We start from the raw sequence: 17,194 nt of genomic DNA, 5'->3' as shown, positions 1-17,194 counted from the left end.
GTTATTTAAAATAATAATGTTGACTCATCTTTACAGAGGATAGGTTTTTTTTCTTCTGGATCCTGAGCAAGGTCATAAAGCGTGACTTCTTTGTTCTTCTCCCACCAGATATACTGAGCTCCTGCAAATTTTGCTCCTGTCGCAGCGATGACATTAGCAGCAATGACACGATCACCGTTCCATTTGAAATCAACCAACGAAATATTATCAGCATTAAGATAGACTGCCTCAACGCGCTCTTTACCTGTTTCAGTATCACACTGATAGGTAATGATCTCTGTTTTGGGCTCTGGATTGTCTGGTACTTCAATGATTAAAGAACCAGCTAAGCTATTGTTTGAGCTGAAGAGTGATAAACTTAAAGCGGTGAAAAATCCTAAAATGTGCAAAGTTTTTTTCATGATGCTTCCCTATATTCCTAATATTGTGCACAAAGAATAATTTGACTGATACGATGGTGTCTACGGCAGGATTCGAACCTGCGACCCCAGGATTCATACCACTTCGATTTTCACCGCCAGCCTTATCGGCTGTTTGTGGTCTGGACTGTCTCTTCACCTTGAAGCTTTTGCTCTTTAGGTGCTGCCCGTTCAGTCTCTACACCTTTCTCTCATTTGAAGAGAGACTTGGCTCGGGATTGGCATATAGTCGCCCATGAAGCTTTCCCCGAATTTGAGCAGATTCACTTTGAGGATTTCTCCTCAAAGTGCCCAATTTCTTTAGGAATCCTGTGCTCTATCCTACTGAGCTACGCAGACATCATCATATTTAATCTTTAATAGAAGTATAAAAACGAATCAATTATATTCAATATGAATTAACGAATTTCTGTTAATTTTTGTTCCAAAAAGGATAAAACTGCATCTGGTGAAACATTTTTTGCAATAAATGATTGGCCAAGTCCGCGCGTTAAGATGAAGGTCAAATTATTTTGTAAAACTTTTTTATCTTGGGCAATGAGAGTCATTAAAGTTTCAGCATCTGGTAGACACCCTGGGATATCCTTTAATTGTGTAGGTAATCCTATTGCTTTAAGGTGTGCTTCAACGCGTTGTGTAAGCGTGGGGCTTATTAAATTTAATTGAGCAGAAAATTGATGCGCTAGAATCATTCCAATTGCTACAGCTTCACCGTGAATTAAACGCTTTGAGTCATAAGCGGTTGCTGTTTCAAGCATGTGTCCAAATGTATGGCCGAGATTTAAGAGTGCGCGCTCTCCTGTTTCGTGTTCGTCACGTGCTACAATGGCAGCTTTAAATTGGCATGAGCGGACAATGGCTTCTGTTCGCATAGGGCCATTAGAAAAGACTTCTTGTCCATTTTTTTCAAGCCATTCAAAAAAATCAGGCTGGTTAATGAGTCCATATTTGACCATTTCCGCGTAACCAGCACGAAATTCACGCAGTGATAGGGTATCAAGAACACAGGTGTCAGCAATAACGCATTGCGGTTGAAAAAAAGCACCAATAAGATTTTTGCCATATCGGCTGTTGATGCCCGTTTTTCCACCAACAGAGGAATCAATTTGTGCAAGAAGCGTTGTGGGCATTTGAATGAAGTTCATACCACGGCGGATTATACTTGCCGCAAATCCTGCTAGATCGCCAATGACACCACCGCCAAAAGCAATAACACAGTCGCCTCTTTCTAAACGCGCAGCAAGAATTTGATCGATGACAACTTGCAGGGTTGAAAATGATTTTGATTGTTCTCCCGCTTCTACAATAATAGGGACAGTATGAATTTTATTTTTTGTTAATTCTGCTTGCAATATCTCCAAATGAAGGGAAGCAACATTTGTATCTGTAACAAGTGCAAAGCGCGTTGGATAAGGATCTTTTTTGTTAAGAGCATGTTTAATCTGTGAAGCAGCTTGTGTAATCAGACCCGGACCAATGATGATATCGTAACAGTGTTTGTCCAGTTTAACAGTGACGGTTTTGGTTTGCATGCTGGTTATCCCTATTGTTAATTTCTGTGTATAGGTAGTGCTGTACGGATCGTATAACATTTTGTGCTACGGTATGACGGCTTTCTTTATGACTGTTAATTGTTAAGTTTGCCTTTTCATAGATAGGATAACGCTGTTCCATGAGTTTTTGCATGGTTTCTTTAGGATTGGCTGTTTTAAGCAGGGGACGTGTCGGGTGCTTTGAGACACGTTGCATGAGGATATCAAGATCGACTTTTAGCCATATAGATATACCATTTTTGTGAATGGCTTTTCGGATATTTTCATTTATGTAGGCACCACCACCTGTTGCTAAAATAAGGGGACTTTTTTTCATGAGGTTTAGAATAACACGCTGTTCAAGAGCACGAAATTCGGATTCACCATAAATTTCAAAGAGTTCCGTGATTGTCATTTGTGCAGCTTTTTCAATTTCTTGGTCAGAATCATAAAAGGGTAAACGAAGCATGGTGGCGACGCGTTTTCCGATCACTGATTTGCCTGCCCCCATAAGGCCAACAAGGACAAGTGCTCTTTTATCAAGGGACGATAAGAGCTGATTCTTTATTTGTGTTATGGGGATTCGTTTTGGTCGATTGCTTTTCATAACTTTATTTCGGCATTTATCCATCTTAAAGTCAATTCCTGTTAATCTTTGTGAGGCATTATACGAGATAGAATATTTTTGGGTAGGTTATTGTCTTATGCCAACATTGACTAGATTTTTGATGATTCTTTTCATTTTGTTTTCTGTTTTTTTCATTATAATGGGTGCTCTTGTGGTTTGGGTTGAACCAGTAACTGTGGATATGTACATTGATGTTCCCTTGGATTCATGGAATCTTTCTACGGAAGTGAATCAATGAAATGAAAAGTGGTGCTGTGATAGATCATTTTCTTGAGATGATGAGCGCGGAGAGAGGGGCTTCACCTCATACACTTGCGGCTTATCAGCATGATTTGCAGTGGGCACAAGACGAATTGTCTTCACACTCTGTTTCGCTTTTTTCAGCACAAAAAGAAGATTTAATTACCCTTTTGTCGCTTATGCATACTTTTGGTTTTGCGGCATCATCGCAAGCGCGCCGTTTATCGACTTTGCGTCAGTTTTATCAATTTCTTTATGCTGAAGGGTTGAGAGCAGATGATCCCTCTCATGATATTGATGCACCTCGTCAGGGGCGTCCTTTGCCCAAAATCATGAGTGAAGATGCAGTGATAAAATTGCTTGATTTGGCACAGTTAGAAGTCAATCAAGCAGATTATGGGTCCAAAGAGTATTTCCGTGCACTACGTCTTCAGCTATTGATTGAAATGCTGTATGCAACGGGATTACGCATCAGTGAGTTGGTGAGTCTGCCGGTTCAGTCTGTTCGAAGGAAGGAGTACAGCGTTTTGGTTCGTGGTAAGGGCAAAAAAGAACGAATGGTGCTGTTATCAAAAAAAGCATGCCAAGTTCTTTCACAGTGGTTAAACTTGCGTGATCAGGGAAAGGGTGCTACGAGTTCTTATCTTTTTCCCGCGCATTCCGAGACAGGATATATTGCTCGTCAAGTCGTTGCGCGGGAGTTGAAAAATCTCGCTAGAAGAGCAGGAATAGAAAGTGATAGCTTTTCTCCCCATGTGTTGCGTCATGCTTTTGCTAGTCATCTTTTGCAAAATGGTGCTGATTTGCGTGCCGTTCAACATTTGTTAGGTCACTCTGATATTGCTACTACTCAGATTTATACCCATGTGTTGGAAGAGGGACTTTATCGTTTAGTCAATGAGCATCATCCACTTGCCGATGAGCAAAAGGCTCGTTAAAGAAAAGGTGATGTTTTTGAAAAAGACTTTATAAAGCAAATTATAAGTGTATAAGTGACACTGAATGAGTTGACACAAATGTATAATTATCTTGATTTTGAAAAACCAGTTGCTGATCTTGATGGGAAAATTCTTGAATTAAAAAAAATTTCTCAGGAAAAAGGCAGTCTTGATATGAGCGATGAGATTGCTCGCCTTGAAACGCGTTCCCAAACAGCCTTGCGCGATATTTATAAAAAATTATCGCCGTGGCAAAAAACGCAAGTTGCTCGTCATCCTAATCGTCCCCATTTTATGGACTATTCTAAACGCCTATTGAGTGACGTTACGCCTTTGGCCGGAGATCGCAAGTTTGCTGAAGATGAGGCTATTCAAGCGGGGTTTGCACGCTTTAAAGGTGAGGCCGTTGCTTATATCGGTCAAGAGAAAGGTTATGACACGCAAACACGTTTGCGCTATAATTTTGGTTCTGCACGTCCAGAAGGCTATCGTAAAGCTGTACGTATTATGGAAATGGCTGATCGTTTTGGTTTGCCACTTCTCACTTTTGTTGATACGGCAGGCGCTTATCCTGGTGTGAGTGCTGAAGAACGGGGGCAGGCAGAAGCAATTGCCCAATCAACAGCTACAACTTTGCGTTTGAAAGTTCCTGTAGTTTCCGTTGTTATTGGAGAAGGCGGTTCTGGAGGGGCGATAGCAATCGCGGCTGCCAATAAAGTTTATATGTTGGAGCACGCAATTTACTCTGTTATTTCACCAGAAGGAGCAGCTTCTATTTTATGGCGTGATCCAGCTCGTGCGAAAGATGCTGCAATGAATATGCGTATTACCGCTCAAGATTTGTATCGCTTAAAGATTATTGATGGCATTATTTCGGAACCTTTAGGGGGAGCACATCGTGGCAAAGAGATTGCCATTGATGCAACGGGTGATGTTATTTCAGAGGCTTTAAAAGCTATGGCTGGAAAAGATGGGGAAGCTCTTAAACAAGAGCGAAGGGAAAAATATCTTCAAATTGGTCGATCTCTAACATAGGTTATTTTTTGTGAGGGGTGTTGGATTGGAGTTTTATTCGATGACATTTAGCAGATTCCTCGCTGTGTGCATGTTGTTTGTAATGGGAATATTGACAGCATGTGAAGGAAGATTACCAGCTTCTATTCGTGCTAAGGTTGAGCAGCCGTTGCCGCAAGAAATCCAGAATAGAATGGCTTTGTACGATATTGATCCTTATGCACCAATTGTAATGCGATTTTTCAAGGAAGAAAATCTTGCTGAAGTTTGGAAACAATCTCGTTCAGGACCTTTTATCTTGGTTGCTCGCTATGGTATTTGCAAATGGTCTGGTAAGCTTGGACCTAAATATAAAGAAGGGGATCTTCAGACACCAGAGGGTTTTTATACTATTAGCGCAAACCAAATGAATCCTTATTCAAAATATTATCTTTCTTTTAATATAGGATTTCCTAACCTTTATGATCAAGAAAATGGTCGCACAGGAAGCAATCTTATGGTGCATGGTTCTTGCTTTTCCGCAGGTTGTTATTCTATGAGTGATAAGAACATGGCTCAGATTTATGCGTTTGCACGGGATGCTTTTAAAGGAGGACAAAGAGAGTTTCAGTTACAGGCTTTTCCTTTCCGCATGACCGAGGATAATATGTCACGTCATAGCAAGGATCCTCATTATCAATTCTGGGTTATGCTTAAGAAAGGTTATGATTTTTTTGAAAAAAATCGTCAACCTCCAACTGTTGAGGTTTATGGAAAACGTTACGTTTTTAATCGCGATATTGATAAAACTTCAGTTTCTCGAATGCCGTGAGTGTTATTGTATTCTATTGCACTGTAACACTATCACTTAATAATGGCGATACAGGATATGCAAAAACTTTGCACATAAGGTGTTTAAGTGAGTAGTCAATATTTTAAAGCGCAGAGTTTTTTCATAGAGCCTTATGTAAGTAAATCAGATGAGGTGGGAAGCCAAGAGGAATTTTCTCAAAGAAGTTGGATTGTTTGCACATCGGCACTGGTGTCAATCTTCGTTTTTAGTGAAGAGTAAGTTAACATAAAATGCACCTCTCTTTTTATTTCTTTCAAAGAGTTTTATTCTTTTATGCTGTAAAATATTGTCTTGTCGTGCTGTTATATAAGATACATTCACATATTTTAAAATGCGATATTGCCTCTGTCTGATTTTGGTTTTTTTCTTAACAGGGATTTTGATTTCAATTAGCTTGAATAAATATAGAGTTGAGCAGAATATTTTAGAACCAAGAATTTGGCCAATCTGTCTGTGAAATGAATCACATGAAGTGGTTTGCAGATGAAGCGCATTTAGAGAGAAAACAATCTGTTTACAGATTGATGGATATTGAAAATTTTTATCATAACAATTTGATTTATAATGATAGTTTATAATTCTTCAGTTTGAATTAGGGACTAAATATCATAAGATCCTTTTATCTTAAAATTTGTTTATGGTGAATCAATCGAAACCATTTTTTGCACGCCATAAAATTGGATTGGCATGTGAATAAAATTTTTAAAGAAAGGAGTACAGATAGTTCTCATGAGTACTCTAAAGTGCCAAGTTTTTTCAAAACATTTTTAACTGGCAAAAGTATGAGGCGATCAGTTTACATATTTATAGAGTAAAGATGGAGAATGGGCCTTATACATTTCATGGAGAATTTTGTATTATATTATTTATGGGTAGCGTCTTGAAATAGGAATAATGCGTATTGAGAGACGGTGTTTTTAAACGAGTGCGTGAATTCGTGATACAATGGTATTCTATTTTGTGTGAGGGCGACGATTTTACAGATAAGGGTAATATGTTAGCGCTGGAGTGTTTTAATAGATAGTCATTTTCCGGCATGTGATTTTGTAAGAGAGCTAAAAAGTTTCAATTGTGGTAGTCTATGGGGATTTTGCCGCTCAGTGAAAAGGTACGAATAATTTTATGAGAGGCATTATTGTGCAGAAAGCATTGTTAAAAATGTGTATTTTCTTATTTTTTATTCCATTATGTTAATAAACTTGAATAGAAATATTTATGAAAGTTTTTTATAAATTTATAACATATTGATTATAAAGATAATTTAGTGTTATTCAACTTGAATTAGAACCCTGAATACCGTAAGATTCCACATTTCAAAGCTGTTGCATGTTGAATAAATTAAAACCATTTGCTTGCACATTACAAGCGAGGATTGCTGCGTGGGTGAAATTGTACAAGAAAGACTAAAATGCTTTTTACAAACCGTTTCAAGTGCCAAAAGCTATTTCAACATTGGGAATTAGCAAAGTGTGTAATGATGTGCCGGTTTGCTCCTTTAAAAACATAAAGATGGTGGTGTCAATGAATTTAATGCTATATCATTGAAGAGGAGAAAAAATTAAAATTTTATTCCTGGAATGACCAGAGGATTTTCTAAGAGAGCTGTTTTGTCTGCAGTATCTATTGCTGGTTTATTAAAAAAAGCATTGAGGAGTTTTTGTATAGCTTCTTTTTCAACACCATCAGCAATGATGACGAAACGTGTTTGTTTTATTCCTTTTGGCCATGCTGGCAATCTTATGGGAGGGTGAAAAAATGTTTGTACGCCATGTAATACGAGTGGGCGATAAGGGTCATCACGCAATGCGATAATTGCTTTAATACGTAATAATTTTGTACCATAACGCTCTTGTAGGAGATCTAAAAAGGCTTCAATTGTGGCGTAATCAACAGGACCCTCACAGTTTAGTGAAAAGGTACGAATGGTTTTATGGGGGGTATGATCATGCGGGGTAGTCGTAAGATTTTGTTTAAGTTTTGTATTTTCTACTTTTTCAGCCCATAATGTGTTATTTATTAATAGATTTGAACAGAAATCTTCAGAATGGGCGTCAATGATTTGTGCTGTAGGATTCATTGTTTTAAGTGTGCTAAGGAGTGTATCTGAAAGCGTTTGTGGGTCTCTAAGATCTGTTTTGGTGAGAATGATTTTATCAGCAAATATTAATTGTTTATATATTTCAGGATAGCGCTCACATATGGAAAGCGGGCTTAATGTATCAAATGTTGCAAGAACAGCATTTATGGACAATGTTTGAATAAACAACGGGTGGCTTAAAAGTATTTGTAAAATAGGGGTGGGATCAGCTATCCCTGTGGTTTCAATGATAATATGATGGAGTTGTTTGATCTGTCCTGTCTGAACGCGATTTATTAAATCAATTAATGTGTCGATGAGATCACTGCGTAAATTGCAGCATAAGCAGCCATTGGCAAGCTCAATAATTCCTTCTGTCGTTTTTTCAACCAGAAGGTGGTCAATACTGATTTCGCCGAATTCATTGATGATAACAGCACATTCTGTTAAAAGAGGGTCTTGTAGCATACGGTTGAGCAAAGTTGTTTTGCCAGAGCCTAAAAAACCTGTAATAAGCGTGAGGGGGATGCGCTTTATTTTCATGTTAATCATCAATCATAGTTTTGTTTTTAAAAAATATATCTCACTATGTCTAACCAATTTATAATGGTGTCCGTGAGGGATATAATGGTTAATCCCCCATGAAATCCATTGTACCACTATCTTTACGCTTATAAAGGTAGGTGCACGTGGGTATATCATACACTTTTTAGCGTCAATGTTACGATAATTCTTGGTTCTTGAAAGGACTTATAGGAAGAATTTTTATTCTTTGTTTTAATTATTTTATCTACATGTTTATCCACCTTGTGGTGGCAAGAAACTGGTTTTTATTGCTTCAACAAATACAGATCTGAAATGAGAGAATCTCACAATACTTGTGGTTCTGACATAAGGTACAAAATAATTAATTATCATTATAAATCAAAGTATTATAATTAATTTTAGATTATGATTTATGACTTTTTATAGAATGGTTTGCGTGCCTTTTATACGGAATATAGGGTTTTCTTAGTGGTTTTACTGTCATTTTAGGTGTTTGTGGCGTACGAATGAGATGTACTAATAAAGGATGAGAAAAAGAAGGTGGAGCAGTGATAAAAGGTGAGGTGAGAATAATATTTCCTTGATCATCATATGAATTTGCATGCATTTTTATGGCTTCAGGTGTGCATGTTTGTTGTCTCATATTGTTGGCTTGTGTTATGTTGCTCCCATAAGGTTTTAATGTTGCTAGTGTTAATTGGGGGTTTCCTTGGTGCAAAAATCCTGTTTCAAGAAGTTGTGCAGCTTTTTCTTCTCTTTCACTTATGTTGTTAGCACCTAGAATGACAGCAATAATTGTACGTTTATTGCGGGTGGCTGAGGCAACAAGATTAAAACCAGAGGCACAAATAAAGCCTGTTTTCATACCGTCTATCCCATAAAAACGGCCAATGAGGTTGTTTGAGTTATGTTGGATTTTTCGATTATTACCAAAATCAATGGCTGGAATAGAAAAATAATGAGCATATTGTGGAAATTCTCGACGTATTTGAACGGCTAAAAGAGCAATATCGCGTGCCGTGGAGTAGTTTTGAGGATCTGGTAAACCACTTGCGTTCGCAAAATGGGTGCCAAACATGCCTAAACGTTTAGCTTCGCTATTCATTTTACGTACAAAATCTTTCTGTGAACCCGCAATAGCTTCACTCATGGCAATGGCTAAATCATTGGTAGATTTAACCATGGTAATACTTAAGGCTGTATCAAGTGTGAGTACAGAACCAGCTTTATAGCCTGAACGATATGAGGGAGCTTTTGCGGCGTATTCGCTGATGGTGATATGTTTGTTTGGTGAAACTTCCCCTCGGCTCATGGCACGAAAAATAACATAAGCGGTCATTAATTTTGTCAAGGAAGCAGGATACCAACGCTCAAAAGCTTGATTATGTTTTAAGATACGCCTCGTTGTAACATCAACAGAAATAAAAGGCTGCGCTAGAGCAACAGCGCTGGATAAACTCAAAATCACAGAAAAAAATAAATTATAGAAGAGACGTTGCATTAATTTAAATCTAGTTCCCTCTTATTCGTTATTTAGAATTGTTTTAATGTAGCACACAAAGCTTTTAAGTCTAGGATAAGGAGGAAAGATGGTTAATTGCTGTATCCGTTGTGTATGTGGGATAAAAAACAACACTCATTTTTATTTTCCCCTTGAATTTGGTTTGATGACTTAAGTATCTCAAGAAATACTTTTTAAATAATGAAGATTGTACAAGATTTCAGATTCTTGGGGGATTGATGTTTCTTAGGAAGGAACGAATCTGCATAATCATACATTTTTCTTGCTTTCCTATTAGGACAGCCCTTGGTATTTGAGACGGTTCGTAAAAAGTATTTTAATCTTTTCTTGTATCGTTTTATTCACACGAGGTATCCCCGTTTGTAATGTGCAAGAAAATAATTCTAATTGATTCAACCTAGAGTATATTTGAAATGAGAAAATCTTACGGTATTCAGGGTTCTCATTCAAGTTGAATAACGCTAAAATATCCTTATAAATCAATGAGATGTATGTTATTTAAATGATTTTAAAGAGAGGAAGAATTCTTTTTCAAAAAAATTTACACATTGATTATTTCTTATCATGTACATGTGTTTTATAATTTTGAATTAGAAAGTTTGAAGTATCTTTCTTATATTTTTGTTCCCTATACTCCGCTCAATATACAAAGTGATGCATTATTCTTATCAATCAGTGCATTGTTTCATGATGATTTAGTTTTTGAAGTTTCTGAACAGCGTATGGTGGCATAGGAGGAGGGGTAGGATCTTGAGCTGCTAAGAGAAGCAGTTCATCACACGCTTTTTCAGTTTTTTGGACAAGTTGATCTAGAAAATCACGTTTGCTTAAACCAGCCTCTATCGGGGGAAGAATACGGACACGAATTGTTCCAGGATAGCGGCGAAAATTATTGCGTGGCCAATATAAACCCGCATTATGTGCAATAGGAACAACTTGAAGTCCTAATTCATTATAGAGCGCGACAATTCCTGACTTATAATCTGGTTCTTGACCGGGTTGTCGGCGTGTTCCTTCGGGAAAAATCAAGATTTGGCGCCCTTGTTTTACTTTCTCTTTTGCTTTTTGTATAATCATTTTTAAGGCTTTGATGGGTGTTGTGCGGTTAATGGGGATAATTTGCGTTTTTGCCATATACCAGCCAAACAATGGAATCCACATCAATTCACGTTTTAAAATGAGAGTGGGATCATCAAAATAGGGAACAAGACTGAAAGTTTCCCAAGCCGATTGATGCTTTGGAGCAATGATGTAGGGTCCTTTGGGAAGATTTTCTAAACCTTCAATCTCATAACTTGTGCCTGCGATGTATTTTTGCAAAAAGAGAGTAACGCGCGCCCATGTTTTAGGGACAATCCATGCCTTTTTGCGGGGCATTAAAAAATAAACGGGAGCGTAAAGAATCATTTGTATGAAAGTTGTTGTATAAAAAGCGAACGTAAAAAGAATAGAACGAAGGATAAGCACTACATTTTCCATTTTATATCTATAAGAAGACTTCGTATATAATATAATTCACATGAGAAAACATCTTCTTTATATTTTTTCAAGCATCTATTTTTCGGTAACTCATTTTCCGATATTTAAAAACAGAAGGAAAGAGGTTGATGGAATTACAAAAAGATAAACTTTTTATTCCACGGATTTTATCTATTGCGGGAACAGATCCTTCTGGTGGCGCTGGAATGCAGGCGGATTTGAAGGTTTTTTCAGCTATGAAAACTTATGGTATGAGTGTGGTTACAGCTGTTGTTGCACAAAATACTCAGGGTGTGCGTTCTTTTCAGGCATTAGATGCTTCTTTTGTTGCAGATCAAATTGATTCTGTTTTTGAGGATATCCATGTTGATGCTGTTAAAATTGGTATGGTTGCAAATGCTCAGATTGCACAGGTTATTGCAGAACGTCTTGCTTATCATAAAGCGCGTTTTATTGTTTTTGATCCGGTTATGGTTGCAAAAAGTGGTGATGTTCTTTTAAAGTCTGATGCAATTGAAATTATGCGTGATGTTCTTGTGCCGATGTCAACTTTGATCACGCCAAATTTGCCTGAAGCTGCATTGTTATTGGGATGTGAAGTGCAATGGTCTTTAGAGACTATGTATCAATACGCTCCACGACTTTTGGCGCTAGGGTGTCATGCAGTTTTGTTAAAAGGGGGACATTTGAATACGCTTACCAGAAATAGTACAGAAAATTACGATTGTTCTAGTCCAGATCTTTATTGTGATTGTGAAAACCTTGTTATACTTGAAGCCTCTCGTCTTTCAACCACTCATGATCATGGGACAGGGTGTACCATTTCTGCTGCCATTGCAGCTCTGTTACCTACCCAACCTTTGGATTGCGCTGTTAAACAAGCAAAAGATTATTTGCATGGCGCTTTAACTGCCTCAGATGCTTTAAAAGTAGGGAAAGGGCGAGGGCCGCTTCATCATTTTTATGCATTATGGAAAGATTAATACAACGATTGATAGTGAAAAATCTTCACTCTATGAATTTGTTTCGTCATTATATGCTGTTTTGGACTTATGACTATAAGTGTTAGCGCATTGTAGCTTAACAGTTATTTTGTATTAAGAAGGATGAGAAAAAAATTTTATAATTTGTTTCTTTTATATATTTTTTACGATTAATCTATCCTGTTTCAGAGGCAATTTTGAGTATAAAAAAAGAGAGAGAAAGGAATTGTAAAATCAGGATTTGATAGAAAAAAGGATAGAGGGAAAGACCAATATTAAAGCTGTCTGATCCCACTATATTTGCTGTTTCTTATATTGGTGGCAAAACAGGATGAGCCAAAATCGTTATCAAAATTATTGAAGATATCTAACATTTACAGAGTTTTTTGTCGGCATGGATAGGGTTTTCTAAATAGAAATTGATACTTTCTGATGGAATTATCAATGATCTTTCAGGTGATGTGGTAAATTTTTTTCGGATATTACAACGTCATTATCCTTTTTATGGAACTGCTTTATGGAATTATTGGCGTTTCAGATGAGTAGCCATGAGGAGTTTCAATATTTAATACAGCAAGATCTAGAAACTTTCACGCATTTAGAGCGGGTTTTAAGGTTTTTATATTTATAGTGATTAAATTTTAGCGAGAAGATAGTCGATCGTACAATCGGAGTTTCAATAGACCTGTAGCGTATGGTTTAATCTTTTCAAAATTGAATTTTTATTCTGTTGTTTAGCAGATGTTACCATTAAACATTTAAAATGGCCTGATTTTATTGTGCGCTATGACGGTTTCAACACCTTATGTTACCTTATCTTGATTAAAGTTATGTTCCTCATGTAAAATAGAATGCACTTATATTGTTAATTCACATGTTTATTTTAAAGAGATTTCTCTCAAGGTGTGTAACATCCATTTTATAATAATGTTCGTGAATGGTCTAAAGCCTCTATGAAGTGTATAAAACTATTATGCTTCCCATTTTTACGTTTTCAAGGTGAAAGGGGTCCCCCCCCTATACTATTTTAGCTCCCAATGTTGCGATAATCTTTGGTATTTCAGAGCGTTCAGAAGAAGAGTTTTTATTCCTTTCTTCAAGTGAATTTTATCGATACGTCAATTTTGCCTGTTATGCGTGAGAAGATGATTGTGAGTGATTTTAATGTATAGAGATTTGAAATGAGATAGTCCTATGATATTTGAGACGCTTGCTCAATATGAATAATTATAAATTATCTTTATAAATCAAGTTGTTAATTTATTTTTGTGTTGAAGATTATTCTGGATAAGAATTTGTTCAAGCAAGAGGATTACCAAATGATGTCCACGCTGTTTGCACAAGTACAAGGGAAAATTTCTTTTGTCTTTCAAATGATGTGCCAGAAATCCCAAAAACTTAATTTACTCTACATAATAGGTGAAAACAGTTTATTTCGTGTAAAAATAATACAATTAGCGTGAGAAATTTCTGATCATCAACTGTGATATAAAAAAGAAACAATACACATAAAGGACCTTTAAATGCTCTTTGAAAGTTTTTTTAAGCTCCTTTGGTTATTTTATAAAGCGAAAATTTTTTCTATTAATTAACTAACAGACTAACCATCTAACAAACTATAATGCAACTGTCGTTCTAAATATTTGCTTTCGAGTTCTTCATAATTATCAGTAACAAACAGTAGATTATTGATCATATAAAAAATTTACACTTATTCAACTTAGATTTGTGATAGATATCTTTATTTAAGACAAAGTAAGAAAATAAGAAAATTTGAGTGAGTCATTTAAAACAATTATATTTGTCAATGATTTTAGCTTTTCACTATCAGTAGTCAAGGGGATTGGCCAAGCGTCCTTGGTTTTATCGATTGCTTGATCATATTTGAGCTCTGCTGAAAATAATAAATTCTTTTAGTTGATGAGCAAAAAAGAATTCATCACTCAATGACCATGTGTTTATTGGAATAAATTTTAAATTCACCAAAGTTTGTAAAGCCCAATTTTTTATAAATGCCAATTCCCTCGTGAGAGGCTTGCATACCAATAACATGACATTTCTTTCTTTTTAAATGCTCAATAGCAATTTTTGTCATGAATGACCCGACACCTCTTTTCTGAAAATCTGGATTGGTGACAATATCATACACTCCACCAACTCCATCTGCTTTAATACAAAAATATATTGCTATAGGATTGTTATTTATATAACCAACGAACATCTCTACATCAGAGTCTTTATTTATAACAACGGCCTATTGTTTCATAAAATATAACTGCTTCTTCATCAAAAGGCTCGAAGACTGATGCCATAACATTTCCATAATCTCTAAAATCTTGAAGTGATTCAACTTCCTTGATTTTGAAGTTATCCGGCATAGAAGTAACATGTGAGTCTATATTTTGCGCTAAAGCTGCCATGCCTACCTCTGTTTCAACATGCTCTAAGCTAATAGATAAGAGAACTTCATCAACTTTATAATGAGACGAATGAGGTCCAACCCACCAAGCTAAAGGTAGTTTCTGCGCATTAAAGGAAGCGATTATAGATTTTGCCTGCTCTACCGGTATAGTTTCTTGTAAATTTTTAGCAGAGATAATATTGAATGTATCTGAAGCAAATGTTGAATTAATAGAAGATACGCCATTTTAAAAATAAACAACCTTTATTTTAGGGCACAATTTTGGTAAAAAACGTACTTTTGAACAAAAATTATTCTCTAATGATAAGTCAATTTTTGATTTGTTTAACATTTGTTTTTCTTGTTATTGCTCATCATTTCTAATTAATCTTTTATACGGGGGCTGTAAAAAAATCCGTCTAAGTTAAAAATTATTATCTTAGATCTAAGCCCCCAATCCAATAGATGCTTCACAAGAAATTACGAATCTTAGAAAAACTTTTGTAGTTTGACACTAGGTTTTATACTAAGTGGGAAGAGGTAGGATTAGGTAGGAATACGTGATAATTTGTTGTTTTTATGTATAAAATTTAGCATTAAATGCGCGTTTTGTCAAAATAGATTTTGACACCTAAAATTGTAAAAAAGAGCTAAAAAGAGCGAAAATCAGAAAAAAGTGCGTTTTCATGGTAAAAATGAGAGAAGGCTTTGAAAGGTCTTTGAAAACCCTGTGAAAAATTTTGAAAAGTCTGTGAAAGCCCAGAAAACCGCCTTTGAAGACCCTGTGAAAAAAATTCGGTAAATTGTGAAGCTCACTCCGAAATCAGCCAAAAATAACCAAAAAAGCAAAAAAGATTTCCATATATAAGTGGAAATCTCTAAAAATTGAGTAAAAAGTATTGTTTATCAATAATTTATATAATTTTTTTAATGTAAAAAGATTTCCACTTTCATTTTTCATATTAAAGAGGCATTAAGCTGTATCTTATGTAGTTTCTGGATGTGCATTTTCAGCTTCTATTTGACGCTTTAAATGCAGTTTTAAAAGAGGTAAAATAAGCTCTACTTCTTCCGTGTCGTTGATGTCTTGAACAAGCTCTTGCAACTTTATACAAAGTTCCGCCGCGCGTTCCGCTATATCTTCAGGGGGGATTTTTATATTTGCATCGCGATAGGTTGTATAAGCCACGCGACCGAGCTTTTTCATGAGACCAGTAGGGATAGTTTGTGGTTTAAAACCAGCTGCTTTCGCTTTTGCCATGTCACTAAACATTTCGCCTTCACCAGTGAGAAGCCAATGAAAGTCTACACCATAAATTTTGTGATAGGCAATTACGATAGATGCTGGTGGCTCATTTATACCGAGCTCATAATTTGCAAGCGTATTTTTCGCCAAATCAAGAGATTTTGCAAAAGCACCACGTTCTTCGTTTCCGAGGATTCGTCTTATTTCACGCAGGCGTTTTGCCAATGGTGTTTTAGGTTCTGTTTCTAAACGTGCCAAAAATGCTCCTTATTCATATTGAGGTTTGTTTTAAGTTACGGGATTTTAAAAAGAGATTTCCCCATTCATTTTAGAGAGGCATTAAGCCGTATTTTGTGTAGTTTCTAGATGTACTCTTTCAGCCTCTATTTGACGCTTTAAATGAATTTTAAGAAGAGAGAAAGTCGCTTCGACTTCTTCCGTGTCGTTGATGTCTTGAACAAGCTCTTGCAGTTTTCCATAAAGTTCCGCCGCGAGTTCCGCTATATCTTCAGGGGGGAGTTTTATTTTAGCATCGCGATAGGTTGTATAAGCTATGCGACCAAGCTTTTTCATGAGTCCAGTAGGAATGGTAGGTGCTTTAAAGCCTGCTGCTTTCGCTTTTGCCATGTCACTAAACATTTCGCCTTCACCAGTGACAAGCCAGTCTAAGGATATTCCACAGCGATCTTTATATATTCGCATTATAGATGCAGGGGGTTCTTGCAAACCCGTTTCATAATTGCGCATAGTCGTTTCGGGGATTTCAAAATGTTTAGCAAATTGTTTGCGCTCTGTAAAACCAAGGGTGTGCCGTATTTCACGCAATCGTTTTGCCAGTTCTGTTGTAGGTTCTTTTTCAGGGCGTGCCAAAAAAATCACTCCAAATCCATTTTCGGTATTTACAAAAGCCGAATTTGGCATTATACATCTAATTACCGCCCGATATAGAGGGCAGATATTTTACAATTAACCCCACAAAAAACGGATGGTTTGAGCATCCGTTTGAAGCAGGAGCGAAAGTTATGACAACCACACAAAAATGGGATCGCCATAGTATTTTAGCCGAGCTACGCCGCCGTAACATGACCTTGGCGGAGCTCGCGAAAGCTTATCAACTCTCGTCATCCAGTGTTCAACACATTTGGACACGGTCTAACGAGAAAGCCGAACGTGCTATTGCCGATTTTATCGGTTTGCCCGTTGAGCAGGTTTTTAGCGACCGCTACCCCAAAAGTCGCCGTCGCATTTTTAAAGCAGCAAAACATGCCAACACAGATTCGCGTGCGCATTCTGCTTTGCGCGGTAATGCTGCTTAAACTTCGTTACACGGCTTTGCG

15 protein-coding genes are annotated in these 17,194 nt (G+C 36.7%); 5 read left to right on the top strand and 10 right to left on the bottom strand.

Going from position 1 to position 17,194, the window contains the following annotated elements; all coding sequences use genetic code 11:
* Nucleotides 1-5: 5 nt before the first annotated feature.
* From PVV63_RS00555 to PVV63_RS00545, 3 genes are all read right to left on the bottom strand, one after another.
* On the bottom strand, nucleotides 6-401 hold the full coding sequence (locus PVV63_RS00555) for an MliC family protein (RefSeq protein ID WP_273790144.1): 396 nt from the start codon (nucleotides 399-401) through the stop codon (nucleotides 6-8).
* 416 nt (nucleotides 402-817) lie between these two features.
* Nucleotides 818-1,951 carry a 3-dehydroquinate synthase gene (gene aroB / locus PVV63_RS00550; RefSeq protein ID WP_273790143.1) on the bottom strand — a complete coding sequence of 378 codons (1,134 nt, stop codon included), beginning with the start codon at nucleotides 1,949-1,951 and terminating at the stop codon, nucleotides 818-820.
* Nucleotides 1,926-2,558: a shikimate kinase gene (locus tag PVV63_RS00545; RefSeq protein WP_273790308.1), complete on the bottom strand. Its 633-nt coding sequence runs from the start codon at nucleotides 2,556-2,558 to the stop codon at nucleotides 1,926-1,928. The genes aroB and PVV63_RS00545 overlap by 26 nt, the downstream gene beginning before the upstream one ends.
* A 260-nt stretch (nucleotides 2,559-2,818) precedes the next feature.
* Here PVV63_RS00545 and PVV63_RS00540 point away from each other — a divergent pair, with 260 nt between their 5' ends.
* The 3 genes from PVV63_RS00540 (at nucleotide 2,819) to PVV63_RS00530 (ending at nucleotide 5,582) form a co-directional block, all read left to right on the top strand.
* Nucleotides 2,819-3,757, top strand: coding sequence for a site-specific tyrosine recombinase XerD (locus PVV63_RS00540; protein WP_273790142.1), 939 nt, complete (start codon nucleotides 2,819-2,821; stop codon nucleotides 3,755-3,757).
* 78 nt (nucleotides 3,758-3,835) lie between these two features.
* Nucleotides 3,836-4,792 carry an acetyl-CoA carboxylase carboxyltransferase subunit alpha gene (locus PVV63_RS00535; RefSeq protein ID WP_273790141.1) on the top strand — a complete coding sequence of 319 codons (957 nt, stop codon included), beginning with the start codon at nucleotides 3,836-3,838 and terminating at the stop codon, nucleotides 4,790-4,792.
* A gap of 40 nt (nucleotides 4,793-4,832) precedes the next feature.
* Nucleotides 4,833-5,582 (top strand): murein L,D-transpeptidase family protein, encoded by a 750-nt coding sequence (locus PVV63_RS00530; protein ID WP_273790140.1) that lies wholly within the window; start codon nucleotides 4,833-4,835, stop codon nucleotides 5,580-5,582.
* A gap of 1,579 nt (nucleotides 5,583-7,161) precedes the next feature.
* On the opposite strand, the gene PVV63_RS00525 is transcribed toward PVV63_RS00530, so the two are convergent.
* The 3 genes from PVV63_RS00525 to PVV63_RS00515 all read right to left on the bottom strand — a co-directional run bounded on the left by PVV63_RS00525 (nucleotide 7,162) and on the right by PVV63_RS00515 (nucleotide 11,227).
* The gene (locus PVV63_RS00525; RefSeq protein WP_273790139.1) at nucleotides 7,162-8,223 is read right to left on the bottom strand and encodes a GTP-binding protein; all 1,062 of its coding nucleotides are present in this window, start codon (nucleotides 8,221-8,223) and stop codon (nucleotides 7,162-7,164) included.
* A 406-nt stretch (nucleotides 8,224-8,629) separates the two neighbouring features.
* Nucleotides 8,630-9,727 carry a D-alanyl-D-alanine carboxypeptidase family protein gene (locus PVV63_RS00520; protein WP_273790138.1) on the bottom strand — a complete coding sequence of 366 codons (1,098 nt, stop codon included), beginning with the start codon at nucleotides 9,725-9,727 and terminating at the stop codon, nucleotides 8,630-8,632.
* 693 nt (nucleotides 9,728-10,420) lie between these two features.
* Nucleotides 10,421-11,227 (bottom strand): 1-acyl-sn-glycerol-3-phosphate acyltransferase, encoded by an 807-nt coding sequence (locus PVV63_RS00515; protein ID WP_273790137.1) that lies wholly within the window; start codon nucleotides 11,225-11,227, stop codon nucleotides 10,421-10,423.
* 128 nt (nucleotides 11,228-11,355) lie between these two features.
* On the opposite strand from PVV63_RS00515, the gene thiD reads away from it, so the two are divergent.
* A complete protein-coding gene (thiD, locus tag PVV63_RS00510) occupies nucleotides 11,356-12,210 on the top strand; it encodes a bifunctional hydroxymethylpyrimidine kinase/phosphomethylpyrimidine kinase (RefSeq protein WP_273790136.1) in 855 nt (284 codons plus the stop codon).
* Nucleotides 12,211-14,149: 1,939 nt separating this feature from the next.
* Here thiD and PVV63_RS00505 read toward each other — a convergent pair.
* The 4 genes from PVV63_RS00505 to PVV63_RS00490 form a co-directional block, all read right to left on the bottom strand.
* Nucleotides 14,150-14,431: an N-acetyltransferase gene (locus tag PVV63_RS00505; RefSeq protein ID WP_273790135.1), complete on the bottom strand. Its 282-nt coding sequence runs from the start codon at nucleotides 14,429-14,431 to the stop codon at nucleotides 14,150-14,152.
* 16 nt (nucleotides 14,432-14,447) lie between these two features.
* On the bottom strand, nucleotides 14,448-14,630 hold the full coding sequence (locus tag PVV63_RS00500; protein WP_273790134.1) for a hypothetical protein: 183 nt from the start codon (nucleotides 14,628-14,630) through the stop codon (nucleotides 14,448-14,450).
* A 966-nt stretch (nucleotides 14,631-15,596) separates the two neighbouring features.
* Complete coding sequence (locus PVV63_RS00495) at nucleotides 15,597-16,115, bottom strand: helix-turn-helix transcriptional regulator (protein WP_273790133.1); 519 nt, start codon at nucleotides 16,113-16,115, stop codon at nucleotides 15,597-15,599.
* 81 nt (nucleotides 16,116-16,196) lie between these two features.
* Nucleotides 16,197-16,727, bottom strand: a complete 531-nt coding sequence (locus PVV63_RS00490; protein WP_273790307.1) for a helix-turn-helix domain-containing protein — start codon at nucleotides 16,725-16,727, stop codon at nucleotides 16,197-16,199.
* A gap of 152 nt (nucleotides 16,728-16,879) precedes the next feature.
* Between PVV63_RS00490 and PVV63_RS00485 the strand changes: the two genes are divergently transcribed.
* Entirely contained in the window at nucleotides 16,880-17,173 is a 294-nt protein-coding gene (locus PVV63_RS00485; protein WP_273790132.1) for a helix-turn-helix transcriptional regulator, read from the top strand.
* The last annotated feature ends 21 nt before the right edge of the window (nucleotides 17,174-17,194 follow it).

The organism is Bartonella sp. CM31XJBT (assembly GCF_028618555.1).
Lineage (GTDB): Bacteria > Pseudomonadota > Alphaproteobacteria > Rhizobiales > Rhizobiaceae > Bartonella.
This window is presented reverse-complemented; position numbering and strand designations above follow the sequence as displayed.